The organism is Candidatus Omnitrophota bacterium, assembly GCA_028715965.1.
Lineage (GTDB): Bacteria > Omnitrophota > Gorgyraeia > Tantalellales > Tantalellaceae > JAQUQS01.
The window spans coordinates 1-25,944 of the sequence record JAQUQS010000010.1 but is presented as its reverse complement, the minus strand read 5'-3'; the positions used below and the strand labels follow the sequence as shown (position 1 = coordinate 25,944).

The following is a 25,944-nucleotide window of genomic DNA, read 5'->3' as shown; positions in this document are numbered from 1 at the left end:
AAAGGAGAAAAAAATGATAGGTAGCACCCTCAAAAAATCCTTTATTTCAAAAGCTGTGAGTCTTTCTCTGGCGGTCGTATTCTCACTTTATAACGTGAGCTTCGCCATGCCGGAAGAAGCTATCGTACAGCACGCCATACCGGAAGCTAAGGCGTCACTTCCCATTGAGGATATAGGGATAGCCATTGATGCTGGCACGATCAAATCGCGTTATGCCGGCGATTCCGGTAAGGTCATAGTCCACATACAGGACGCGCATTGTAATTTCGAGGCGCAGTCCAACATAAACAAGATATTGGACCAGCTTACAAAGGAATGCGGCATACGACTTATTTCCGTAGAGGGTGCGGAAGGTGTCGTTGATACGTCATGGTTCAGGGCTTTCCCCGATGCCGACATACGCAAGGAAGTCGCTACCTACTTCATGAAGAAAGGCGAGATAACCGGGGCTGAGTTCTTTTCCATCGTATCCGACTATAACGGCAAGATATTCGGCGCGGAGAACAGGGAATACTACATAGAGAACCTTAAATCCTTCACGGAAGTTTTTCCCTACAAAGAAAGCATAGAGGACTATTTCAAGGGGCTCAGGGATATATCCAACCGATTGAAGACGGTCGTTTACTCGCCGGAACTCCTTGAGGTCGATTCCAAGATAAGGGAGTTCGACGGTAAAGATCTGGAACTCGGCCATTTTGCCGCGTTCCTGAACAAAGAAGCCATAGCCAACGGTGTCAGCACTTCTGATCTTGTTAATTTCACCAAATTGCTCGATACGCTTGAGTACGAGGACAAGATAGACTTTGATACGGTCGACCAGGAAAGAAGCGCGTATATAGAGGCCCTTTCCAAGAAGCTCAATAAGGAAGAGATGACCGAGCTGGTGGGGCAGAGCATCAAGTTCAAGAAGGGTTATATCAAGGCGGTGGATTTCTATACTTTCCTGCGCGATCTGGCCAAGTTATACGAGATACCCATAACACAGGAATATCCCAACCTTTTCTACTACTACATCTACACGAAACTTTACGAGGGCATAGACAACGAACAGCTTTTCAAGGAGATCGACATACTGGAAACACGTCTAAAGGACAGGCTTTTCAAGGATGACACTCAGAGGACCCTTGACAGGTCGGATGCTACCATAAACATGTATGTGAACCTCGTCAACATAGAACTTACCAACGAGGATTACGATGTCTTCAAGGAATATCTTTCGGAAAGTAACGTAGAAGAGGTCGTTTCTTTCATCAAGAACCTGTCCGACAGGTACGGCATGCGGTATGAGATAGGTACCGTGCCGGCGGAAGTAAAGGACAACCTGCCCAAGATGGTGAATTTTTACGAGATAGCCATGAAGAGGGACCGGGCGCTGATCGATAATACGCTCAAGTTCATGGAAAAAGAAGGCAACGACAGGTGTGTACTTATAGCCGGAGGGTTCCACACGAGGGGCATAAAGGACCTCCTGGAAAAAGCCGAGATATCGTATCTTGTGGTCACGCCTAAAATAACGAAGGATACGGAAACGCCTTATATAAAGGTACTCACCAACCAGAGGACGTCGCTGGAGGATATTATCACCGAAAGTTCGGCCATGACGGGCGCAGGCGCGACCGCTGCCCGGGATAAGGTGAACGGGAAGACATTGTCGCCGCTCATGAGGTTCGCGTTCGGGATAAACCTGTGGCTGAAAGAAGGCGACGCGGGCCTGAACGAATGGTCGATAAAGCTTACGGGTATAGACGGCGCGGAGACTTTTGAGGACCTTGTCAAAGGAGATTTCGAGACGGCCGTAAAAATGCTCACTGAAAGATGGCTCGACAGGATAGATACGGATATGGTCGAAAAAGCGGGTATGACCCCGGAAGCGGCCCGGAAACAATGGTCGAATTTTGTGCAGGATGACAAATTGTGGAATATGCTGCAGACCGTATATATCGGTAAGTACGACGCCTATTTCGCCGATAGGGGCGAGGCGCCGAAGGCCGAGGTCATAGCCAGGATAAAGGAGGTCTTCTCCTCATTCAGGAGGGAGGCCAGGAACGAGCTTAGCGCCGAAGGAGAGACGGCTCCCGCTCAGGACAGCGGCAGCGCTACTAACAGGGGCACCACTACTCCCGGGACCCAGGCCGCGGGAAGTGTCCTCAAGACCGACAGCGATGTTGAGAAGTTCGACGAACAGATCAGGACGAGTTTTCTTACCGGCCGGGCCAAAGTGGTCGAGAGGACCGATAGGGACGCCCTTAACCAGAACATAGATGAGAGGTTCCATTTCGTAACGCATGAAGGGTTCAATGACGCGCTTGAAGCCGCGGGGCTTCCGGTCAACGTCCATCCCGGACGCGGCGGCGCCGACAGTGACCACGCTTTATACCAGGCACACATGGATAAATACGTGTACGATAGGTTGTCCAAGAGGGACAGGGAGAGCCTGGCAAGACACGAACTTGCCCATTTGCTGGTTACTAACGCTGAAGATGTCGCCTACAAGATGCGTGAAGCCGGCACAACGGACCAGGCGGAGATAGAGGCCGCGATAAGGACCGAATTGGGCGAGCAGGCGCTTGAACTTTGGAAGGGCTGGGAAAAGCTTCTAAGGGAGGAATACCCGGGACGTTTCTTTAGGGATAAATACGCGAAACGCGTTCTTACGGATAGAGAAAAAACGGTCCTGGCAGAACTGCAGGAAATGTATGTGAACGCTCTTCCGGGCGCCAACGTCAAGGGCGTGGTCGAACGCATGAACGCGATAACGCTCGAAAGAAAAAAGAAAGAACGTGCCGAGCTCCAGAAGACCCTCGAATCGCATTCCAGACAGATGGCGGACGCGACCGCCGACGGTAAGGGCCCGGATGTGGTCATAGTCGTGAGTTCCACCGACGAGCAGGCCAAGTTCTGGCAGGAGAGGCTTACGAGCGACGGGACGAACGGGTCAGGTGCCGTGGTCAAGAAAGGCGCGGTGGTCCTTTCCGTACCGGAGACCAACTGGAAAGGCGGGGCCGGGAACGGATTGGGGACATTGAACGGCTATGTGCAGGCCGCGCGCAAGGCCCAGGAGCTGGGTCTTATCTCCACGGACGTACCGACGGACAAGGTCGAGCTCAGCCGGGATGAGATCCTTTCTCTCATAGGTGCTTTCAGCAGTTACCTGGACGGTAAGAGCGCTTTCATGTTCCATACCGCCGGTAAAGGTACGCGTACCGCTCCTCTACCAGGGGCTGAAGGTAATTCCAAGCCAAATATAAAACTCCCGAAAGTCGTCGATGTAAGAGGTTCAGCCGAACCTATAACCATACTTGAATCAGTGATAATGGAGACCAGCATATACGCCGAGAACAGGGAGAACCGCCTTGGCGTGTTCTGGGGAGATCAGGTCATAATCAACCAGAAACCCATCAATGCCCAGCCCACGCACCATGTGGAGATATTCGGCCAGAACGTTCCGCTTGATGAGAGCATAAAGTCATACGGTGTCCTTATAGCCGGTGACCAGGAAGGCGACGCCATGCAGAGGGAAAAACTCCCGATGCAGGAAGTGCTGGACGTGCTCAGACAGAACGGCAAGGGGCCGGACCAGGTATATAAGAGCATCGGGTCGTTCACTATATCTAACGGCCTTCTCTCGGCCCTTCTAGCAGACAACGTCGACGCGCTCCAGGCGCGCGGTGCGGATCCGGATAACCGGCCCAAGAGCCTGGACACGGACCCGGACTGGTGGCAGCCGCTCACGTCCACGCTGGAGGAATATAAGGCGATGATGGCTAAAAAAGGAAAATCAGAAGCCAAGGCCGAACAACAGTGGAGAAAAATGAACGAGCTCTGGAGCGCTTTCGACAAAGGCGCTCTCAGGAAGGTCGGAGTGACGGATGTAGGCAAGAACTCACTGTGGTGGGATTACGGCCAGAACAAATATTATCTCAGTAACATGCAGATACTGACGGAAAAAGACACCGTCAACGGCGTATCTTCCAGGGCGTTCTTTGGTATCGATAGCTGGATATCCGGATCCGTTCTCGGGGACACGACGTCGGTCGACGACACAAGAAAGCGTTTTACTCCCGAAGCCCTCGCCGAAGGTCGCGCGGTAGCGACGAGAGCCGGGGTAGCGTATATGGACATAAGGGATTCGATCGTGCAGAATTCCACGATAAAGGGAGGACGGCTCAGGAATTGCGTCGTAATAAACAGCTATCTCGAGAACGTAGTGGCCGAGAACGCGGTTATAATAGGAAGCACGATAATCAAACTTAACGCGAACGACGCCCTTGTCTATAACGTAGTGGATGACGAAGTGTCCATTACCTCCGGCCAGCTCCTTACCAACATATTCCACCCGACCGTCGGAAGGATACAGATGAGGACCGACGTCACCAGGGACGGGAGCGTAGACTGGAATGAGGAGAAATTCATCTATGACAATTTATATACGTATAACGATATAGCCCAGCTCATGGCGCAGGATGGCGTCACGATCGACAGCATACAAAAGACCAGGGACGACATGGCCAGGAGGCTGCGGTCCACCGGTAAGATGGACGATAAGCTCAGCCCGGCGGAGATGGCGAGGACCATGGGCCTTATGAGGGCGGCCAAGGTCCAGGAATTAAAGGAAAAGGCCGGGGCTGACAGGAAGAACGGGAAGTTCAGCGACGCGGGAAAGAAAGAATCCTGGGCGGCAAGGATATCCTCGGATGAGGCTGACGCGAGAAGGTCCATAGCCTACAGGATGATGGTAGCCGAGGGAGTACCAGAGATCGGAGTAGCGGAATATCTGAGGATATTCGCGCTTCCGACGACTCCCGAGAACATCAAGCTGGCCGAGGCCGAGCTTGGAGCGGTAAGAGCGCTTGTCGCGATAGTGAACCAGGACCGCAAGGACTATTATAAGAACGTCGAGCCTTTAAAGTTCGGCACCAGCGGTCTCAGGGATACGGTGGAGAAACTTACGGACATGGAAGTATACATAAATACCAGGGGCTTTGTGCGGTATCTTATCGAGCAGGGAGAGGTCAGGAGAGTGGATTCTATCGCCATAGCGGGCGATCTCAGACCGAGCACCCCGCGTCTTATGACGGCTCTTGCCAAAGCCATAGAGGACGAAGGGTTGGCCCAGGGATATGAGCTGACCGCGGACCTCAGAGGGTACCTGCCGTCACCCAGCGTTGCGCTGGAAGGCTTCATCGGCGCCAAGCCCAGCATCATGGTCACGGGTAGTCATATTCCCGCCGACAGGAACGGTATAAAGTTCAACAAGAAGAGCGGTGAAGTGCTTAAACAGGACGAAAGCGGCATACTGTCCAACGTAGCTAAAGCTAGGGCCGAAGAATACTCGCTTGGCTGGGAAGAGTCGCTGTTCAACCAGGACGGAAGTTTCAAGACGGAGCCGGAATTTGATCTGCAGGCCAGACAGGAAGAGAGCATACAGACTTTTGTCCAGAGGTATACAAGCGTGTTCCCGGCGGATGTGTTCAGCGGGAAGAAAGTGTTCATCTACCAGCATTCAGCCGTAGGACGCGATATAGTTTCCCGTATATACAGGGAACTCGGCGCCGAGGTCATAACGCCTGGTGTGGACCAGCAGGGCAGGTATATTGAAGGGCGCGAAGAGGATAACATAATAAAGATCACATACACCGACGAGAAGACAGGTGAAGAGGTCACGGAGAATATAAACCTTCGCAGCGAGGAATTCGTTCCGGTGGATACGGAAAAAGTCTCCAACAAGACCAGGGGCATACTCGCGGCTATCGCGAACAAATACCGTCCGGATGTCATTATATCCACTGACGGGGATTCCGACAGGCCACTATTCGTGGATGATCAGGGCAATTTCCTTACCGGGGATAAACTGGGGCTTTTGGTGACGAAATTCCTTGCCGAGAACGGGCAGAAACCGGAGATGGTCTCCTTGCCTGTCAGCACCAACGAGGGCGTAGTAGCGGAACTTGAAAGAATGGATATAAAGGTGGTCAAGACCAAGATAGGGTCACCGCATGTAGTGAAGGCCATGAACGACTGGACAAAAGCCGGCCGCGGGCATGAGAATGAGCTTGTACTTTCATGGGAGGCGAACGGCGGGTTCCTTCTCGGCAGCGATATAGACCTTATGAACGGGACGCTCAGGGCATTGCCCACACGCGACGCGGTGCTTCCATTGATAGCTTCGGCCCTGTTGGCTAAACAGAAGGGCCTTACGGTGCAACAGCTCATCGACCAGGAAATACCTCATGTATACAATACTGCGGGGGTGTTCGATGATTTCAGGGACCAGGCCGGGAGGAAGATAGAAGGTAACCAGGGCTTCGATCTCATGGCGAGCACGGTCAAGAAATTCTCGCCCAAACTCAAGGACAAGAACGTTATAGCAGTGAATTTCGCCGAAGGCACGGCGCTCCGGAGAGTGCTGGACCAGGAGGCCGGGCCGGAAATAGCTGATAAATATTTCTTCGAGACAGAGATCATCCCGATAAGCGAACTTGATGAAACGGACCTCGCGGAATGGGACAGGGTACGCGATCTTTTCGGGGAACAGATACTTACTTCCGAAAGAGGGTTCGGCAGGATAAGTACGATAGATATACTTGACGGGATAAAAGTAGTGTTCGACAACGGCGAAGTATCCCATTTCAGGCCTTCGGGGAACGCGCCGGAATTCAGGAACTATACCACCGCCGCTACCGCGGAAAGGGCCAATGAGATGGTAACGCTCGGTGTGAACCAGATAATACCTTCCATGGTCGAAGTGACGCTGAGCTCCCCGGCTGAAACGGTAGGGCCTTCAAGGTGGACGCCGGGCAGGCAGGCGGCTTCGGCTGACGGCCAGTGGGCCCAGACGCTCTCTGCCGCCGTGACGGTCGATCTTGGGATAAAGGGAGAACAGATACTGGCTACCGGTGACCATGAATATGCCGTGACCGTTAACCTGAACGAGGATGGCGGCGCCGTACAGGCATTCGACCAGGTGGCGCTTGTCGGCAGGATGGGCCTGGATAAGGTACTTACAAGGGAAGAGCTGGACACCAAATTCCCGGTACTCAGGGTGAGGTCGGGTTCTGTGAACCTGATAAATGCCCAGGGCCAGGTGGTCAGGCAACTCTCCGAGAGCGACGAGGAGCCCATGGGCTTCAATTATCTTGAAGGGGACACCGATTACACCAGGTATGTGGTGGAAAAGACTGGCGATGGCAAGGCCGTGGTGGATATATATTATGTCAACGACCTCTCAGAGAACGCCGCTTACGGGGCGTTCAACATGGTGCGCAAGCACCAGGGAGAGATAAAGCAGGCGGGTAGCATAAATAACATCATGCCCGCGAGGATGTTCATTGACGGGAACGACACTTCTTCCCGGGCCGGTACACGCGAATGGTACCAGGAAGAGTTCCAGAAGGATGTCAGCGATGGGATAGCGATAAGGTCCTATACCGACGACGACGGGCTTAAGGCGGGAGAAGGCCTGGAGCTTGCCATGAAGATGTTCGATCCGAGGGCCGTTAACGTGTTATACGCGAAGAAAAGCGATATAGACGCTTTTGTGGCAAAGACCGAAAGCATGGACGCGGCGTCCGCGGAGGCCAGGGAAAGAACGGCCTTCATACAGGGCGTGAAATTCCGCATATTGCCGGAGGATATCTTCGATGCCGGTAAGGGTTATGAGCGCGGCAGGGGACTTATGCATACGTGGGAGACCATAGCTACCGGTCTTACCCAGGCTGCCGTAACGCCTGATGTTTTCGCCCGTGAATATGAAAAACCGAATACGGAAAGCATACTCTGGGACCTCAAGGCGTATTTCGACCAGACAAGGCCCGAGGAACAGCCCGAGATAGAATATGAGGACCTGTACGGACTTCTTTCATATTCCGAGGTCGGGGACCTCAGGTCAAGACCCGGTTTCGCGATAAGCAACGAGAACATATTAGCGCTTCTGGAAAGCGGCATGAGCGGGTTCCTCCAGATAGTCAACCGGTTACTGGCTACTATGCCGATAAGGCCGTTCAACCCGACAGACCAGCTGCACCAGAGAAGAAAGGTCATGTGGTCCGTGTAACGGACAGGAGCAGGGTGGATATATGTACAGAAAGAGCAGGCCGACGCGAAAGGCCTGCTCTTTTTTTTCGGGTCATTGTACTTGGCAAAAAAGCGAGTTTGTCATATACTATCCCCGTATTGTAAAATGATAATAATATACATCCCCGGATGTATGTATATACCAACAGGGGGAAATACCGGGTAATGTCTCAAAATAAAGAACAGAACACGCTCAAGTTCGGTACAAGCGGCCTCAGGGACCGTGTAGAGCATATGACCGACAGGGAGTGCTATATAAACGCCAGAGGTTTCATATCTTTTCTCCTGGAACGTGGAGAGCTGTCCCGTGGAGGCAAGATAGCCCTGGCAGGCGACCGCAGGCCCAGCACCCCTCGCATAATGGCCGCTGTACATAAAGCTATCCTCGATTCTGGCTGCCAGACCCTGTATTGCGGGCTTATTCCCAGTCCCGCGCTCGCGAATTTCGCCATATTCCGAGGAGTTCCCAGTGTCATGGTCACCGGGAGTCACATCCCGGCGGACAGGAACGGTATCAAGTTCACCAAAAGGTCCGGCGAGGTCCTGAAGGATGATGAGGATGACATATTGAGGAATGTCAAAGCCGTGAGGGCCATGACGCCTGGGCTTTTTGATGATACCGGCGCGTTCCTCGAGAAGGTCCCGCTACCGGCCGTCACGATGGAAAAAGAAGCGGAAGAAGCCTATATAAAGCGTTATACGGAAGTTTTCCCCCCGGATATGTTCAAGGGCCGGAGAATAGTGGTATATGAGCATTCCGCGGTGGGCAGGGACATGCTCAAGAAAGTGCTTTCCGATCTCGGAGCCGAAGTGATCGGCGTGGGACGGAGCGGGGAGTTCGTTCCGGTCGATACGGAAAAGGTATCGGAAGATACACGTTCGCTTCTTTCCCAGTGGGCGGAAGAACACAAGCCGTTCGCCATAGTTTCCATGGACGGGGATTCCGACAGGCCGCTCGTGGCCGATGAACAAGGTGTTTTCCTGCCCGGGGACAAACTGGGCGCGCTTGTATGCCTTTATCTTAAACCGGATTTCGCCGCCATACCGATAAGCGCTAATGACGCGGTAGTGAGCGCCCTGGAGGAACGCGGGATCAGGCTCCGACAGACTAAAATAGGTTCTCCTTATGTCATAAAGGCCATGCTGGATGAGCTTGGCGCTAACCCGGCGTCAAAGGTGGTAAGCTGGGAGTCCAACGGAGGGTTCCTACTGGGAAGCGATACGGATACGGGCAAAGGTGTATTGAAGAGCTTGCCCACGCGTGACGCGGTACTGCCTATAATATGCGTGCTGGTACTGGCCATGAGGTCCGGGCGCGCGCTTTCCGGGTTCATAAAAGAGAATTTGCCCGCGCGTTTCACTTACGCCGACGTGGTGGATGACCGGACCGAAGGGTGCGGTACGTATACGGCCGAGATGGGGAAAAAGATCATAAGGGACCTGTCCCCGGCGAACGGGGATATTACGCGTGTAGAGGTCAATAACGGCAACATGGTCGCCAATGGAACGGACGCGGCTTGTTCCGCGGGACTGCTGTACTCCGTGGCCAGGTTGAACTCTTATTTCACTTGTGTTCCGGGCCTGGGCGACATCACGGCCATCGATTTTACGGACGGTATAAGGATCATGTTCGAAAGCGGCGATGTCTGCCACTTGAGGCCTTCGGGGAACGCGCCGGAATTCAGGGTATACGCGACTTCCGATACCGAGGACAGGGCGAAGATGATAGTCAGCAAAAGGGGGAGAATATTGGTCTCGATAATTAACGATATGTCAGGTAAGGTCAAACACGCTTCCGCCGGGGCCCAGGCGTATTCCGCTACGGGCGCCGATGAGGCCGCGCTAAAGGAGATAGTTCTTGGGGTAAGGTCCGGCAAACCCGTATATCTCATGCCATACGAGGAACCAAAGGTGTGGGGTATAGGAGGCATAGGAGAATACTGGTATGGCGCGGAGGCTGGCGAAAAAAGTTCCATAGCCCGGATAGGCGCGTATACCGCGCCTATGGCGGCTATCTTCTCTGAAAGTACCGAAGAAGTGCTTGGAAAAGACGTTATTGAGCATTTCGGGAACACGCTTCCACTTGTTAAGATATTGACGCCGAAAGGGAGGCTATCCCTGCAGTTCCATGACGCGAAGAACGAATTATGGATAATAACGGGCATAGATACATCGGTCGCGGGAAAGGAGCCGTCCCTTATCGTCGGGTTCAGCGAAGGATCCGTAGAAAAGTACGGCGGGTCGGTGACCCGGATGTATGGTTTGGCCCTCTTGGCGTACGGAAAGGCGCTTAACGAGCTTATAGATATATTGGAAGAAGAAGGCTGCGGGACCATAATGGAGGATACGGGTGATGTTATCCTTGCGGCCAAAAGGGTGCTGGCCGAGAAGCCGTCGATAGGAAGATATTTCGAGAACGTTACCAAGGCCAGGAAGGACATGGAGGTTTTCTATAATTACAGGAAGGTCAACATCGGGGATGTCATCCCGATACCGGCCGGCACGCTTCACGCGCTGGGGCCGGGCATAGAGATAGTGGAGCCGCAGATCCCCGGACCTACACAGTCCCTTGAGGATGGAGCCACGTATCCGGTCAGGTACTATTTTCCGGGCTATGAGAGGAAAGGTGCGCAGAAAAAGCTGGATGTTGACAGGGTGAACGAGATGACTCCCGGTATTGCCGGGGACATGCGCCCGGAAACGGTATATGACCAGGATGGCCGTTTCGTTGAGAAGCTGCCTGGCGGGTTCGAGGATAAAGGGCTCCAGGTACACAGGGTCTGTCTGGAAAAAGGATGTAAGCTGGAGCTTGGGGGCGTGAACAGTTTTCATACTTTGGTGACCGTTCACGGCAAGGCGTCCGTTGTTGTCGGGGAAAAAGCTTATGATATACCCAAGGCGCGACCGGGTGGGGAAATGCTTCTTGTTCCGGCGTCAAGTGAGCGCTTCATTTTAAAGGCCGAAGGTGGCAGGACCGAGATAATAGATACTTTCTCCCCCGCGTAAAGATACGCAACACCTTTGTTCACAACAACTTACAAAAACATAGTTATGCCGGTGTTTTAATGATATAATAGTAATTAATAAGATAATTTTTAAAAGCATTTATAAATATAGAGAGTTGACATATTAGTGAATATTTTGTAAAATAACAACTCTAAATCCTTAAAACTGTGTATCTTAAGTGTTTCAGCGCCAGGGAGAGCGATGGGGACGGCAACGATCTTACAGAAGCTTAAAGAACAAAAAACATCATACTTTTTCATCATAGTACCCGCTATCCTGTTCCTTGTTTTCCAGCTCGCGCCTGTCCTTATTTCTTTTTTCTGGTCCTTTACCTCATACGATATCGTACATGCTCCGCGTTTTGTAGGTCTTGCCAACTACAAGAACATACTTTTTAACGATCCGCTATTCTGGCAGGCCATAAAGAACACCGTGGTCTATGTGATAGGTGTGGTGCCCCTGGGCATATGCATATCGCTTCTTCTCGCGGTGGCGATAGATCAGAAGATTCATTTCCAGAACTTCTTTAAGTCCATATTCTTCCTTCCAACGGTGACCGCCATAGTGGCTGTTTCCGTAATATGGAAGTGGCTGTACGCCGGCGAGAAATACGGGCTGTTCAACTATTTCATAATGAAACTGGGGGCCCAGCCCGTGGATTGGCTGGTCGATCCGGCCTGGACCCTGCCGTCCATAATGATCATGTCCATATGGGCCGGGGTAGGGTGCAACATGATGCTTTTCCTGGCGGGGCTTCAGACCATACCGCCTGTGATGTACGAGGCCGCGGAGATTGACGGTGCCGGGTTCTGGAAGAAATTCTTTTATGTGACGCTTCCCTTGCTCAAACCTACTATAGTTTTCGTCACTATGATGAGCTTTATCTTCAGTTTCCAGGTCTTTGAACAGGTATATATAATGACGGGTGGACAAGGGGACATAGGTGGAGTGCTTAACAGCGGGCTTACCATAGTCGCGTATCTTTACGATAAAGGGTTCCAGAAGTTCGAGATGGGATACGCTTCGGCGCTCGCGTACATAATTTTCTGTTTTATTTTTATCCTTACGATGATAAACAAACGGTTGATGAAGACCGATATACGCTATTAAGGACGGGTGGAAGGGCGAGGCATGTTATATCCAGGCATAGACACAAGGAAAGATCCACTGCTCATAAGGACGGTGATATACGTTTTCCTTTGCCTGGGGGCGATCACGATGGTACTTCCTTACGCGTGGATGCTCGTGACGTCCATAAAACCCCTTTCGGAGATACAATCCTATCCGCCAAGTTTCATAGTGAAGAACCCGACCTTTAAACCTTACACCGACCTTTTTAAAATGGTGCCGATGGCCAGGTATCTCTTCAACAGCCTTTTCGTGGCCGGGGCCATAACGCTTTTCAATGTATTCGCGACATCTCTGGCGGGTTACGCTTTTGCCAAGCACAAGTTCTGGGGACGGGACAAGCTGTTCTTCCTCTTACTGGGGTCCCTTATGATCCCGTGGCAGGTGAACATCATCCCGGGTTTCGTTATTGTAAAGAACCTTGGATGGCTCAATACGTACAAGGGGTTGATAATACCCTCGATGGCGTGGTGCGCGTTCGGCATATTCCTTAACAGGCAATTCATATACAGCATACCGGATGACCTTATAGACGCGGCCAAGATAGACGGCTGCAGTGAGTTCATGATATACCGGAAGGTCATATTGCCGCTCATAAAGCCTGTAATGGCGACGCTGGCGATATTCACCTTCCTGCAGCAATGGAATAATTTCGTATGGCCGCTGGTCATAATACACACAAGCAGCATGAGGACGATCCCGCTGGCGCTGGCCGTTCTCAGTGGACAGTTCGGGGCGAATTTCGCGATGGTAATGGCCGGGGCCGTAGTAGCGACGGTGCCTATGCTGGTAGTATACCTCGTGTTCCAGAAGTATATTATCAAGGGTGCCGCGATCACTGGCCTAAAAGGGGGAGCGCGGCCACGCGTTGTAACCGGACAATAAATGAAAAAGGAAAGGTGATATGAAAGTGAAAAAAAGGGATATTTCGGTTCTTCTTGTCATGATGATGGCACTGGTCATAAGCGGGTGCGGTGAAAAGTCCGGCGATGCGGGGATGTCTTCCGCGAAAGGGTCCGTCCAGACGGTGGTAGGGGTAGCTGAGGGAGAGCCTCTTGTTTATCTGGTGGTCGAAGGCGCGGAGGCCTCGAGTTTTGACCAGACGCCCGACTGGGCGCCTGAGCCTGACCCGATGGCCCCGGTTGACGGCGATATGATCACGAGATGGTCCAGTGACTACAATTCGGACGACCAGTGGATATCTTTCGATCTCGGTAAGGAAAGCGTGGTCAACAACGTGATCGTCCGGTGGGAAAGGGCTTGCGCGTCCGAATACAAGATACTTGTTTCCTCCGACGGAAAGAAATGGCAGGAGGTCTATTATGAGAAGAACGGCCATCCGGGCATGGTCGAATCCGTGTTCAGCCCCATAAAGTGCCGCTATGTCAAGATAGAAGGGGTAAAAAGGGCTAACGAGGACTGGGGTATATCAATGTGGGAGGTCGAGATATACGGCCCGGCTTCGCATAACCCGGGAGCTAAGACCACGAAAGAGGAATATCTTTCGAAAGGGGACGAGGCCGCCAAGAAAGAGGAAGCCAAAGAGCTCCTCTCCGAGAACGCTTCCGCCGTGGTGCCGTTCTCCGAGAAGGTATTTCAGAAGGGTGTTGTGTACACGTCATGGATGTCGGACGAGCTCGAGCTTCCCGTGTCCGATATCACTCTGGTGGAGCTTAAGAATACCGGGTATGACAGCGTGGCCATAATGGTCCCCGCGTACCAGGATAAAATAGACTCGACGGAGATATTCATCAACGATACCGCTGATGGGGATACGCCGACCATAGCGTCTCTTGAACACGCGGTCAAGACGTGTCATACTTTGGGCCTCAGGGTCATGATAAAACCGCATGTCGATCCCAGGACCGACGAAGCGCGTATAAACATAATGCCTTCCGAAGAATGGTTCGACAGTTACGAAAAGTTCATTGTTAAATACGCCGAGTTCTCGCAGAAGAACGGTGTGGAGCTTTTCTCCGTAGGCACGGAGCTGGAAGCGACCACGTTCGAGGCCTGGGCCCACAGATGGGACCGGGTCATAGATAAGATAAAGGAAGTGTACAAGGGGGACCTCGTATATTCCGCCAACTGGACGGAATACAAAGAAGTGCCTTTCTGGTCCAGAATGGATTTCATAGGCATAGACGCGTATTTTCCCATAGCTTCCAGCGATGAACCCACGGTAGAAGAGCTCAAGGCGGCGTGGAACACCATCGCCGATGATATAGAAAAGTGGTATACTGAAAAAGGCCTGGAGACATGCAAGGGTGTCATACTTACGGAGATAGGGTATCCTTCCGCCGACGGGTCGGCAAGGCAGCCCTGGGTGGCTATCTCCAACAAGGAAGACCAGCAGGAACAGGCGGATTGTTTCGAGGCCATGTTCGATGTGCTCACCCAGAGGTCGTGGTTCAAGGGATATTATGTGTGGCAGTATTTCCCGCAGGACAGGTGGAGCCCTCTTGGCTTTACGATCAAGGGTAAGACCGCGGGAGAAGTTATAAGCAAGTGGTTGGGTAAGGAATAAAGTTCTGTTGTATACAGTAAAAAAAGGAGGAAGTGTCATGAAGAAGATCATAATGTTAATGGCAGCCGTGGCGTTGATAAGTGTCAGCATGGTCGCCGGCGCGGAAGAAGAGACCGTACTTTTCGGTTTCGAAAGCGGCCTTCAGGGTTGGGAAATACCGGATTGGGCATATGAGAAACCGGATCATGTGCAGAATTCCATCGAACCGTCCGATATGTACGCTTCTGAGGGCACCCAGAGTCTTGAGATAGACGCTGATTTCCCGGGTGGCAGGTGGACCGGAGCGATAGTCGAGATAATGCAGTACTATGACTGGAGCGATTACAGCAAGATAGCCGTTGATGTATACCTGCCCGAGGACGCTCCCGCAGGACTTAAAGGTTCCATAATACTCACGGTCGGCGACAGCTGGAAGTGGGTAGAACAGAGCCGTGAGACCGCGCTTGAACCGGGCAAATGGACCACGATAGAAGGCGATCTTATGCCGGGCAGCATCGACTGGAGACGTATACAGGTGGATGACTCCTTCAGGGCAGATATAAGAAAGATCGACGTCAGGGTCACGTCCAACAACAAACCGGCATATACCGGTCCGATATATGTAGACAACATCAGGGTGATAAAGTAAGTGTTGTTCTTGGGCCTTTTCGGGCCCTTTATACATGCATTACGCAAGCAGAAAGCCCTGCCACAGGGCTTTCTGCTCGTTGTTTCGCGGGCAAGTGTGGCGGAGAACTGCGTGGAAACGAACGTATCTTAATGAAAGGACAGGATATGAGATCCAGGAGTTTAATTTTTTCCCTTGCGACGGTCCTATGTATGGCCGGAATGATATTTTTTATGACAGGGTGTGGGAAGTCCCAGGCGCCCGGCCAGGTAAAGGCTCCGTCATCCACCGAGGCGGCTACCGAAGTGCAGGAAGAGGTATTAGTGCCTTCGGACGCGCCGATAACCGAGGAGCGTGTTTATTACGACTTCGAGGGGAACCTCAAAGGGTGGGAGATACCTATGTGGGCGCAGGGTAAGAGCGACTATGTGGCCAAGGATATCGTGATATCCGAGGACGTGGCTTCGCAGGGCAGGTCCAGCATGAAGTTCAACGCCGATTTCCCGGGAGGGTCGTGGAACGCGGCACTCGTGGAGATCCAGCAATATCTCGATCTCAGTTCTTACCGGGTCATCAGGGTTGATATATATGTGCCGGAAAATACGCCGGAAGGGCTTAAGGCCAAACTTATCCTGACCATAGGGGATAACTGGAGGTTCGTCGAGCAAAGCAGCAGTGTGCCGCTTGTCGCCGGCGAATGGGTCACGCTTACGGCTAGCATAGAACCGGGCAGCTATGACTGGAAAAGGATCGTCCCGGATAAGAGGTTCGCCGAGGATGTCCGGAAGATAGCGGTCAGGATCGAATCCAACCGCAAACCCCAGTACAGCGGGCCGATCTATGTGGACAATATAAGGGTCGGGAGATAAAGGAGGCCCGGGCGTTCAGCCCGGGCATTTCCGTACTCCGTTCTTTCGGACTTATAAAATCTTGAAAGCCGGTGTTATAAATAGCGGAAGACGGAGGGCGGCCCGTGAGGGCCGGCTGTGAACAACGGAAAAATAAAGGATAAAGGGGAAAAAATGGCAAAAACAAAAAAGGGAAGCATAAACAAGCTTGTTCCGGCGATAGCCGCTGTAGCGGTGGTCGGGGCTGTGCTCATAAGCATGAGCCTTTTCAACAAGAAGGGCACAGCGATCGAGTTCCAGAAGGGTATGGGATACGCGACGTGGTCGAACGGCGCTTATCTGGAAGGATCTTCCGATAATTCGCTCACACGCCTTGGCGAGATAGGCACGAAATGGACCAGTATACTCGTCACGTGGTACCAGACGACCTGCTGGACCGGGGATATACAGAGGACGGGCCAGACGCCATCGGACGAATCGATGGTACACGCTATCAATAAGGCGCATGAACTCGGGATGAAGGTAATGCTCAAACTGCATCTTGACCTACTGGACAAGACCGACGGCAGCTGGAGAGGCGAGATAGGCTGTGTGAGGGAAGCTGATTGGGATGAATGGTTCCGCAAATACACCGAATATGTGCTTTACTACGCCGACATGGCGGAGAAGAACAAGGTGGAGATGCTTTGTGTCGGGACCGAACTCTCTTCATCAGCGACCAGCAAAGGGTATCTCTGGAGGGACCTGATCAAGGCCGTGAGAAGCAGGTACAGCGGCGCGCTTACTTATGCCGCGCACTGGGACAGGTACCAGGACATAAGGTTCTGGGATATCCTGGATTATGTGGGCATAAACGCGTATTTTCCCCTGACGGAGGAGATGGACCCCAGCTATGACACACTGAAGGAAGGCTGGGCCAAGTGGGTGACGGAGATGGAGGATTTCCAGAAAAGCGTCAATAAACCCATAATATTCCCCGAGATAGGTTGTTCGTCCGCCGATGGCGCGGCTATCAGGCCGTGGGAGCATGTACCGCGCAGCGAGGTGAACCTTAAGCTGCAGGAAAGATATTATAAAGTGCTTTTGGATATTTTCTGGGAAAAGGACTGGTTCTACGGCATGTACTGGTGGTACTGGGGAACTAACGTCAACATGGGTGGCGAGTACAACAGGAACTTCACTCCGCAGAACAAACCGGCGGAAACGCTTGTAAAAGAATGGTACGCTAAGCCGTCTCCCAGATAAGCCGGATCATGGCTGTGTGTGGGGCAAACTTTTTAGCAAAAAGGAGTATCCGAGATGAGAAATTTTATCATGAAGGATGAAAGGTTTTCTGAAAAAGAGCGCAGGAACCTTAGCATGCTGGACGCCATTCGGCGAGGTGGTGAGATCTCAAGAGCGGATATTTCCAAGATAACGGACCTCAACATAGTCACCGTGTCCAACTATGTAAGCAAGTACATAAAGAACAAGATAGTCTTCGAGACGGGACTGGATATTTCCACCGGGGGACGCAGGCCGGAACTCCTTAAGCTCAACCCGGACCATGGGTACAGCATAGGGATAGACCTGGGGGCCCCGCATCTCGCGAACGACGCTTCTATCGTCGCGATAGTAATGGATATATCAGGCAAGATACTCGCGCGTGAGAAAGTGCTGAAGGAGAAAGAGTCTTTCGAGAAACTTACCGAAAAGGTCCTTACACTGGCGGATAAAGTGGTCGAGACCTCGGCTATTCCCAGGAGCAGCATAAAAGGCGTAGGGGTAGGTATATGGGGCGTTATCGACAGGTACCGCGGTATGGTCAGGTACGCCGTCGAGAACGAGCATATAGTCAGTTTTACCGCGCTTCTTTCCCAGCTGGAAACAAGGTTCGGCGTGCCGGCCATAATCGAGCATGACGCTACACTCGCGGCTTTCGGCGAACGCTGGTCCGGGATAGGCGAAGGGAGTATGGCGGAGAACCTCATATTTCTGTGTTCGGACTCAAGCTGCGGGCTTGTGATCAAAGGCGAGCTTTATTACGGTTCGACGAAGAGCGCTGGAGAACTTAATATAAACCCGCCTCGTCCGGTCAACGGGGTCGAGAACACGCCAAGCAACTGCTGGGAGAATTATGACCACGGATGTTGCCTCAGGTCACGGGGCATAGACCTGGGGGTGCCGGAGAAGGCCAAAAAGATGTATGCCGAGAGCGGTGAAGAGAGGTCCATACTTATGGACATGCTGGGCGGCGACATGGATAAGGTGAATTTCGGCGCCGTAGTGGAAGCCGCGGAAAGAGGTGATCGCGTATCCCTGAAGGTCCTTGAGGACGCGGGGAATTATCTCGGTACCAAGATAGCCTTCCTTATAAACCTTTTCAACCCGGAAGCCGTCGTAGTGGGGCGGGGTATAGAGAAAGGCGGGGATATCTTCCTTTCAAGTGTAAGGAAATCCGTGAGACGATGGGCATACGAAGAATCCCTCAAGGTGGTCAAGATACTCCCGACCAGCCTGGGAGAGGATGTGGTGGCCGCAGGCGCGGCCGCGCTTGTCATACAGGACATGTTCGCTAAGGTATAAATGGTCTAAGGGGTATATAGATGTTGAGACGGATTTTTCTCTTGTTCTTATCGGGCGTTCTTGCCTTGTCCTGTGCCGGATGCGGAGGTGGCCCGAAAGACAGGAAAGAGCTTGTTATCTGGCTGGTAGGGTCGGAGGGACAAGCGAGGACCATAGTCGAACTAAGCAAGGCGTTCACCGCCGAGACGGGTGTGGTGATATCCTGTCAGGCCATCTCATGGGGGGACGCGCACAGCAAATACCTGACCTCCATAGCCGGAGGAGTGACCCCGGACATAGGCACTATGGGTCTTACCTGGGGCATCAGGTTCGGCGAACTGGGGGCGATGGTAGACCTCAAGCAGGCTTTTCCCAAGGACGTGAAAGCCATCGAAGCGAAGATATTCCCGGGTATACTGGAGTCGACAAAGTTCGGGGACAAGATCTTCGGTATACCGTTCGACATGACCGAACACATAATGTATTACAGGTCAGATATCATCCCGCAGCCGCCCAGGACGTGGGAGGAGCTTCTTGCCAAGCTCAAGGAACTGAAAGACCAGGATAAAGGCATAGTGCTGGACTGGGGTTCTCTTGAGTGGATAGGGTATTCTCCTTTCCTATGGCAGGCCGGGGGCAGTTATTACAACGAGGATTATACCAAAGTCACCCTGGATTCCCCGGAATCGGCCAGGGCGCTCGCTTTCATGGCGGAACTTTACCGGGAAGGCATGCCAAGAACGGCCGTTCCTCTGGAACAGGGACTGCGTACGGGTGATTATCCTATCGCGATATCCGGCAACTGGAAGATAATAAGCCTTTCGGTCGGAGCTCCCGAGATCAAGGATAAATGGTCCATAGCGATGCTCCCGGAAGGACCGGGCGGGAAAAGAACGGCTTTGATAGGGGGACGTATCCTCGGTATTTTTTCCGCGTCCAAGAAAAAACAGGAGGCGTGGGAATTCATAAAGTTCCTTTTCCAGCCGGAGAACCAGATAAAGATATACCAGGCCTCGCTGGAGACGGAGGATGCCTACCTTCCCCCGAACATGGATACATGGAAAGACCTGCCGGCGGACGATAAGTTCAAGAAGGTGCTCAAGATGCAGGCTAATGACGCCCAGGGGCCGCCGCCCGTGCTGGCCTGGGACGCGAGTACCAGGTTCGTGAACCATGCCGTACAGATGGTGGTGCTTAAAGGCGCTGACCCCGTGGAAGAGCTTAAGAAGGCGACGGCACGTATGCAGGAAGAGCTTGATAGTATAAAGACCGAATAGAAGGCGTGTCTGCCGGATAAAATAAAAAAGCGGAGGAATATTCCTCCGCTTTTTTATTTTATCCGGCAAGCCGGTATCGATACATCAGAATTGTGTGGATATCTTCGCCACGAGTTCCTGGTCGGCGGCTACATTGCGGCCCCAGAACCAGTAGCCGTACTGTATGTCGAGATTGAGGGACTTGTCCGAACGGGTAACGTCGCTTGTAACGCTTCCCGACGATATTGATCTTCCGGTAAGCGCGTCATAAAGGTCCAGGAGCTGGAAAGACGGGCCGATACGCCATATAGCGTAGTCTTTTTCCACGTTCCCCGTAGAGTCGTGGCATATGATAGCGTCCACCTCGCTTTTTATAAGAAGCCATTTGGTCGGCCAGAACCCGGCCTCGACGAATATGGGTATCTGGTTGGCAACCTCGCGGTTGTAGAACCTGTAACCCTGTTCAAGCCCGATGTAGAAAGGTATCTTGCGGTCGTCCCAGACCTTGCCGATCATCCAGCGCAGTTCATAACCGTCACTTCCGTCCGATAAGCGCGGGTTCTCGTCCTGGCCCCAGCCGGTATAGATAAAGGCCCTGGCCTGTATACTGAATACGAAAGGTTTTTCCTGGAGCCTGACACGCGCCCCAAAATCAACGGTGGGTGCCGCGTGGCTTTTTACCCGGTAAGGACCCCATGCGGGCGGGCGGCCGTATTCCTTGTACTTGGCTTCCTTGTATTCTACCCCTCCGAGTATGGTCAGCCAATCGGTCACACCGTATTCCATCTTGGGATTCAGCGACCATCCCCATGACCGGGCATTCTTGGCCTTCCGGCCCCTGTCATAACTACTGTTGAAATCCTCTTTTGACCAGTTGGCCTTCATAGAGTATTCCAGCCATACGTTGTTCTTCGGCAGCGTCCATGCTCCGGCAAAAGCGAGTTGGGGCAGGGCAAAACAAGCTAATAGCACTAATACGGCTAATTTCTTCATGCGTCTCCTTTTCGGATATAATGTCGTATAACAGGTAATTTAGCCGACGAGATAAATAAACAAGTTTGGAAATAGTATATAGTATAAGTACTTATACGTCAAGTGAGCCGGTAACAGAGATAAAAACGTATTGACTTGGCGGTATATTGGTATATATTATTAATATCCGCACCGTCCCGGTGCTTTAGAAAAAGGGGGATAATGGCTATAACCGCAAAAAAGACCCATATTTACCTTATTATATTGGTGGCAGTAAGCGCGTGCCTCTTTTTCTCCAAGCTGGGGGATATGCCGCTCACCGATCCGGACGAGAGTTTTTACGCCGAGACCGCCAAAGAGATGCTCCAGGCCGGGGAATGGTCAACCCCGATCATTTTCGGTGAACCGCAATTCGAAAAACCCGTACTTTTTTACTGGCTGGTGATGATCGGGTACCTTGTCTTCGGGATAGGTGAGTTCGCCGCGAGATTCCCGTCGGCGTTATTTGGCCTGGCGGGGGTTATAGGAGTATTCCTGCTCGGAAGAAAATTATTCTCGTCGTTCACGGGGTTCATCTCGGCGGTGATCATGGCTACCTGTCTGGAATACGCGGCCCTAGCGAGGGCATGTGTGACTGATATGGTGCTCACGGTCACGATACTTTATTCAGTGCTTTTTTTCGTGTTGGCATGGGACAAAAGGAAGGTGCCGTATTACGTCTTGTCTGCCATCATGGCGGCCCTGGCGGTGCTTACGAAGGGCCCTATAGGCATTATGGTAATAACCGTCGCGGTCGGGGCATATGTGCTTCCGCTTCGCGATCGGCGCAGGCTTAAAGAGGTCCCGTGGGTTTTATGCTCGGCCGTGTTTCTTGTTACGGCGCTCCCGTGGTATATTACGGCTTACGTCTTGCACGGTAGTGTCTTTATCGATGAATTTTTCGGGTTCCATAATGTCACAAGGTTCCTTGTCCCCGAGCACAGGATAGGAGCTTCGCCGTTCTTTTATATTCCCGTCGTGATAGGAGGCTTCTTCCCGTGGAGTTTTTTTCTTCCCGTGGCGTTCTCCGATATGTACAGGGGGAGGAAAGACCCCGACGCGGCCGAAAGGCCTTGTCGCGTGTTCCTTTCCGTGTGGATACTATTCGTACTCTTGTTCTTCTCCGCTTCAAGTACCAAGCTGGTTACTTACATATTTCCTATCTTTCCGGCGCTTGCCTTGGTCACGGGAAGATATATCGCCAGATATCTTATTGCCGCTGAAGTTGGCATCCTTCCCAAAGGGTTTAAGTGGTCATACGCAGTCACGCTCGGGGCTTCCGTTGTTGGCGCTATCGCGGGACTTGTGCTCTTAAGGAGCGAATACGGGTATATACATGTTGGTGCGATAGCGGCGGCCACGGTATTTATTCTGGGTTTAGGAGCATCGCTTGCCCTTTTCGCTAGAGGCAGGATGTTTTATTCTATAATGGCCGTGGCCGGGGCCATAGCGCTGGCGGGGGTCATCATGGTCGGTACAGTTATGCCGGTTATCGGCGAAGCCGAGTCCAGCCGGGAACTTTCCATAACCGTGAACGAGATGGCGAGCCCGTCGGAAGAGCTGGGCGGGGAATCGGACCACAGGCGGGGGATAGCGTTCTATACGGGGCGTACCGATATAAAGGATATACACAGGTTCGAGGACCGGAACGAGTTCTTCAAGTCCGCCGGCAGGGTGTGGGGTATAGTGAAACGTAAGCATTACGAGAGCCTGAAACAGTTCGTGCCGGGACATATCTCGGAGCCGATCGCGGAATGCGGTAATGACGTTCTGTTGACCAACAAACCGGCTGCCGCCGAATAGAGGGAGAGATGGAAAAAGACCTTAGCGTATCGTTCGTTATGCCCATGTTCAACGAACGCGATAATATACGGGACACCATAGCCGGGATCCGTAAGGTGGCCGGGGAGATAACACGCGACTATGAGATAGTGATAGTGGACGATGCCTCGACCGATGACAGCGTGGACGTCGTGGAGGCCGCGCGGGCCCAGGACCCTTCTATACGGCTTATACGGATGAAAAAGAACACTAAGTTCGGGGGCGCGTTCGCGGCAGGGTTCAAAGGCGCGGAAAAAGATGTTATCGTGTATATGGATTCCGATATGCCGGTGAGCATAGACAACATAAAAGCGTCTTTCCCGCTCATAAGGGAAGCGGACATCGTCACCGGATACAGCATGATAAAAAAAGGCGATACGGTCAAACGCAAGATAATGTCCGGCGTGTACAATCTCATGGTCCGTACGCTTTTCGGCCTGAACGTGCGGGACGTGAATTCCGGGTATAAGATAGTGAGAAGAGAGGCGATAAGGGACCTCCGGTTCGTGTCACACAGCCCTTTTGTCGATGTCGAGCTTTTTCTTAACGCGAAAAAACGCCGCCAGAAAGTGCGGCAATATCCCCTGATATTCCTTTCCCGGTCGGGAGGGGTATCGCATATATCCAGGCTGCCCGTGGTCCTGGCGACTTTCAGGGATATGCTCAAGGTCAGGGTACTGTCATGGCTAAGAAGGTAAAAAAACTCATAATAAACGCCGATGACCTGGGACTCTCAAGGTCCGTGAACGAAGCGGTCAAGACGTGCTATCTTGACGGATGCATAACGGGAACGAGCGTTATCCCGGCGGGCAGCGAGTTCGTGGATGCCGTGCGTATGCTGGAAGATATATCAAAACGCGAGGTGGGGGTACATCTTGCCCTGACCGGCGGCTTTTCCCCCGTATCCAGGGACCTTTCGCTTATCGGTTCGCTCGTGGGCCCGGACGGAAAATTCCCGGCTGGATACTTGGGTGTGGTCTCGAAATATGCCCGCGGGGTACTGGACCTGGATGAGGTGTATTCGGAGTTCTCACGGCAGATAGATAAGGTGAATACCGCCGGACTTACCATTACCCACCTGGACAGCCATGAGCACATACATATGCTGCCGTCGGTGCTTACCGTGGTCATGCGCCTTGCCAGGGAGAACGACATCCCTTACGTACGGTTCCCGAAAGAGCCGTTAGCGGTCGTGAGAAAACATATGTCGATACACAACTTATTTAGATATAACATGTTACGCTTGCTATCCGGCGCCCTTGAACGTAATTTCGACGTGGGGTACCCGATATCCAATGATCATTTTCTCGGACATTTCCATTCGGGTAATATCGACGACGGGGTACTGGGTTTCATGATGGATAACCTGCCCGACGGGCTTACGGAGCTCGCGGTGCATCCCGGGGCGAATATGGAAGACCTTACCGAAAAGTCGCCATGGCACGTGAACGCGCCCCGTGAACTCGAGGTGCTTCTCGGCGGTAACTGGCGAAAGAAACTAAAAGACGGGGGTATAGAACTCGTTACACACCGCGATGTCGCCACCATGATATGAGGTCACGGTAAGTGGTCCCGGGGCAACGGCTTTCGTGACGCGATATAAATAAAAGAACCGGCTGGGTAACCCAGCCGGTTCTTTTATTGTAAAATGGTGCGGGCGAAGGGACTTGAACCCCCAAGGAGTTGCCTCCATATGGACCTGAACCATACGCGTCTGCCAGTTCCGCCACGCCCGCGCATTTTGTGATTGCCAACAGGCTCAAATTATACTATAAAAGGAAGTTACCGTCAATCGTACAGTGACGAAAACCCGGGTGTATTGAAAAGTCCGGGATAAAGGTATATAATGATATGAAAATGGCTGAAAATAAAACACTTATAACCAATCGCCAGGCCCTGCACGACTATTATATTGAAAAGAGGTTCGAGGCGGGCTTGCAGCTCCGGGGGGATGAGGTTAAATCGTTGAGGGCGGGGAACGCGAATCTCAAGGGCAGTTTCGCCAAGATAGAGGGAACGGAGATCTTTCTTCACGGGATGCATATAAGCCCTTATGATTTTACGCGAGAGGCGGCGGATCCCGTAAGGGCGAGGAAACTTTTACTGCACTCGTCTGAGATCAAACAGCTCGTCCAGTGCGTGTCCCGGGAAGGGTATACGATAGTCCCGGTGAAGGTGTATTTTAAAAGAGGGTACGCCAAGGTGGAGATAGCGCTCGCTAAGGGTAAGAAGCTTTACGATAAGCGCAAGAGCATTAAAGAGAAAGAAGCTCAGCGGGATATGGCAAGGGTTTTCCGCGGGCACAGTAAATAGATAACGTTCTTTGAAATATAGCTGTTGACTGTATGTTACATATCGAGGGGGGTGACAGGCCTCGACATGTTCTTATGGGCTTAGGGCAGCATGCAGAGGGCTCAGGTGGCCTCTTAAAAAACCTGAAACAAAAACAAACGCAGACTACAATCCAGTAGCTGAGGCAGAAGCAATTCTCGCCTCTGGCGTGTACACAGCACCGGCCATGTTTGCCGGTGCGGCTCTTTGATCAGTGCTTGTCTGATCATTTTGAGCTTCATATGCAAGCACCCTTGTTGTTGCGTCCCCGGATAACAAAGGGTACTTAGGGGAATGCTTCGCGGATGCGTCCTGTTTGCCGGGACTCCGCGGAAAAGATAAAGACAAACTAAGCATGTAGATACTCTTTGGCTTGAGTTCATGGACCCGGGTTCGAATCCCGGCACCTCCACCATTTAAAACAAGCAGAAAGCCTATTTCATATTTGGAATAGGCTTTTTTGCTTTAACCCCTATAAAAATCAAGAACATACACATTCAGCGAAAGACAGAGAACGTCAGTTTTCATCAGTTGAAAAAGGCGAGAAAACGCACACGAACTTGGTGAAAACTTGGTGGAATTTACTAAAGCCTATTTGCTCTCATTAGGGAGCGAGTAGGCTTTTTTATTTTTATGGGCTGTTATCGGGGGAAAGGATCGCGAAAATGGGCGAAAAGGGCATCGGACCGTATGTCGAGGACTACCTGTCGTTTCTCAGTGTCGAAAAGGGGCTTGCCGAGAGGACAATTACTGGCTACAGGGCCTGTCTTAGGGACTTTTTCCGCGCGGTTG

General features: G+C 52.2%; 15 protein-coding genes, 1 tRNA gene and 1 other RNA gene. 15 read left to right on the top strand and 2 right to left on the bottom strand.

Annotated elements, in window-relative coordinates; all coding sequences use genetic code 11:
- Nucleotides 1–13: 13 nt before the first annotated feature.
- The 10 genes from PHH49_05885 to PHH49_05840 all read left to right on the top strand — a co-directional run bounded on the left by PHH49_05885 (nt 14) and on the right by PHH49_05840 (nt 20,010).
- Nucleotides 14–8,053 (top strand): hypothetical protein, encoded by an 8,040-nt coding sequence (locus PHH49_05885; protein MDD5488472.1) that lies wholly within the window; start codon nt 14–16, stop codon nt 8,051–8,053.
- Between the two features lie 185 nt (nt 8,054–8,238).
- Nucleotides 8,239–11,079: a hypothetical protein gene (locus PHH49_05880; protein MDD5488471.1), complete on the top strand. Its 2,841-nt coding sequence runs from the start codon at nt 8,239–8,241 to the stop codon at nt 11,077–11,079.
- Between the two features lie 201 nt (nt 11,080–11,280).
- Nucleotides 11,281–12,189 (top strand): sugar ABC transporter permease, encoded by a 909-nt coding sequence (locus PHH49_05875; GenBank protein MDD5488470.1) that lies wholly within the window; start codon nt 11,281–11,283, stop codon nt 12,187–12,189.
- 21 nt (nt 12,190–12,210) lie between these two features.
- Complete coding sequence (locus tag PHH49_05870) at nt 12,211–13,092, top strand: carbohydrate ABC transporter permease (protein MDD5488469.1); 882 nt, start codon at nt 12,211–12,213, stop codon at nt 13,090–13,092.
- Between the two features lie 19 nt (nt 13,093–13,111).
- Complete coding sequence (locus PHH49_05865) at nt 13,112–14,734, top strand: discoidin domain-containing protein (protein ID MDD5488468.1); 1,623 nt, start codon at nt 13,112–13,114, stop codon at nt 14,732–14,734.
- A 37-nt stretch (nt 14,735–14,771) separates the two neighbouring features.
- A complete protein-coding gene (locus tag PHH49_05860) occupies nt 14,772–15,362 on the top strand; it encodes a hypothetical protein (GenBank protein ID MDD5488467.1) in 591 nt (196 codons plus the stop codon).
- Nucleotides 15,363–15,553: 191 nt separating this feature from the next.
- The gene (locus PHH49_05855; GenBank protein MDD5488466.1) at nt 15,554–16,210 is read left to right on the top strand and encodes a glycan-binding surface protein; all 657 of its coding nucleotides are present in this window, start codon (nt 15,554–15,556) and stop codon (nt 16,208–16,210) included.
- A 153-nt stretch (nt 16,211–16,363) separates the two neighbouring features.
- Nucleotides 16,364–17,434 carry a glycoside hydrolase gene (locus tag PHH49_05850; protein ID MDD5488465.1) on the top strand — a complete coding sequence of 357 codons (1,071 nt, stop codon included), beginning with the start codon at nt 16,364–16,366 and terminating at the stop codon, nt 17,432–17,434.
- A gap of 54 nt (nt 17,435–17,488) precedes the next feature.
- A complete protein-coding gene (locus PHH49_05845; GenBank protein MDD5488464.1) occupies nt 17,489–18,754 on the top strand; it encodes an ROK family protein in 1,266 nt (421 codons plus the stop codon).
- Nucleotides 18,755–18,774: 20 nt separating this feature from the next.
- Nucleotides 18,775–20,010: an extracellular solute-binding protein gene (locus PHH49_05840; GenBank protein ID MDD5488463.1), complete on the top strand. Its 1,236-nt coding sequence runs from the start codon at nt 18,775–18,777 to the stop codon at nt 20,008–20,010.
- A gap of 84 nt (nt 20,011–20,094) precedes the next feature.
- Here PHH49_05840 and PHH49_05835 read toward each other — a convergent pair whose 3' ends face one another.
- The gene (locus PHH49_05835) at nt 20,095–20,982 is read right to left on the bottom strand and encodes a hypothetical protein (protein MDD5488462.1); all 888 of its coding nucleotides are present in this window, start codon (nt 20,980–20,982) and stop codon (nt 20,095–20,097) included.
- A 201-nt stretch (nt 20,983–21,183) separates the two neighbouring features.
- Here PHH49_05835 and PHH49_05830 point away from each other — a divergent pair, with 201 nt between their 5' ends.
- The 3 genes from PHH49_05830 to PHH49_05820 are packed head-to-tail and all read left to right on the top strand — an operon-like array spanning nt 21,184 to nt 24,376.
- The gene (locus PHH49_05830; GenBank protein ID MDD5488461.1) at nt 21,184–22,803 is read left to right on the top strand and encodes a glycosyltransferase family 39 protein; all 1,620 of its coding nucleotides are present in this window, start codon (nt 21,184–21,186) and stop codon (nt 22,801–22,803) included.
- Between the two features lie 8 nt (nt 22,804–22,811).
- Nucleotides 22,812–23,519 carry a glycosyltransferase family 2 protein gene (locus PHH49_05825; GenBank protein ID MDD5488460.1) on the top strand — a complete coding sequence of 236 codons (708 nt, stop codon included), beginning with the start codon at nt 22,812–22,814 and terminating at the stop codon, nt 23,517–23,519.
- Nucleotides 23,504–24,376, top strand: coding sequence for a ChbG/HpnK family deacetylase (locus PHH49_05820; GenBank protein ID MDD5488459.1), 873 nt, complete (start codon nt 23,504–23,506; stop codon nt 24,374–24,376). The genes PHH49_05825 and PHH49_05820 overlap by 16 nt, the downstream gene beginning before the upstream one ends.
- Before the next feature lie 94 nt (nt 24,377–24,470).
- On the opposite strand, the gene PHH49_05815 is transcribed toward PHH49_05820, so the two are convergent.
- Nucleotides 24,471–24,557, bottom strand: a tRNA-Leu gene (locus PHH49_05815).
- Nucleotides 24,558–24,678: 121 nt separating this feature from the next.
- Between PHH49_05815 and smpB the strand changes: the two genes are divergently transcribed.
- Nucleotides 24,679–25,134: an SsrA-binding protein SmpB gene (gene smpB / locus PHH49_05810; GenBank protein MDD5488458.1), complete on the top strand. Its 456-nt coding sequence runs from the start codon at nt 24,679–24,681 to the stop codon at nt 25,132–25,134.
- 47 nt (nt 25,135–25,181) lie between these two features.
- Nucleotides 25,182–25,567: a transfer-messenger RNA gene (gene ssrA / locus PHH49_05805) on the top strand.
- Nucleotides 25,568–25,944 lie beyond the last annotated feature (377 nt).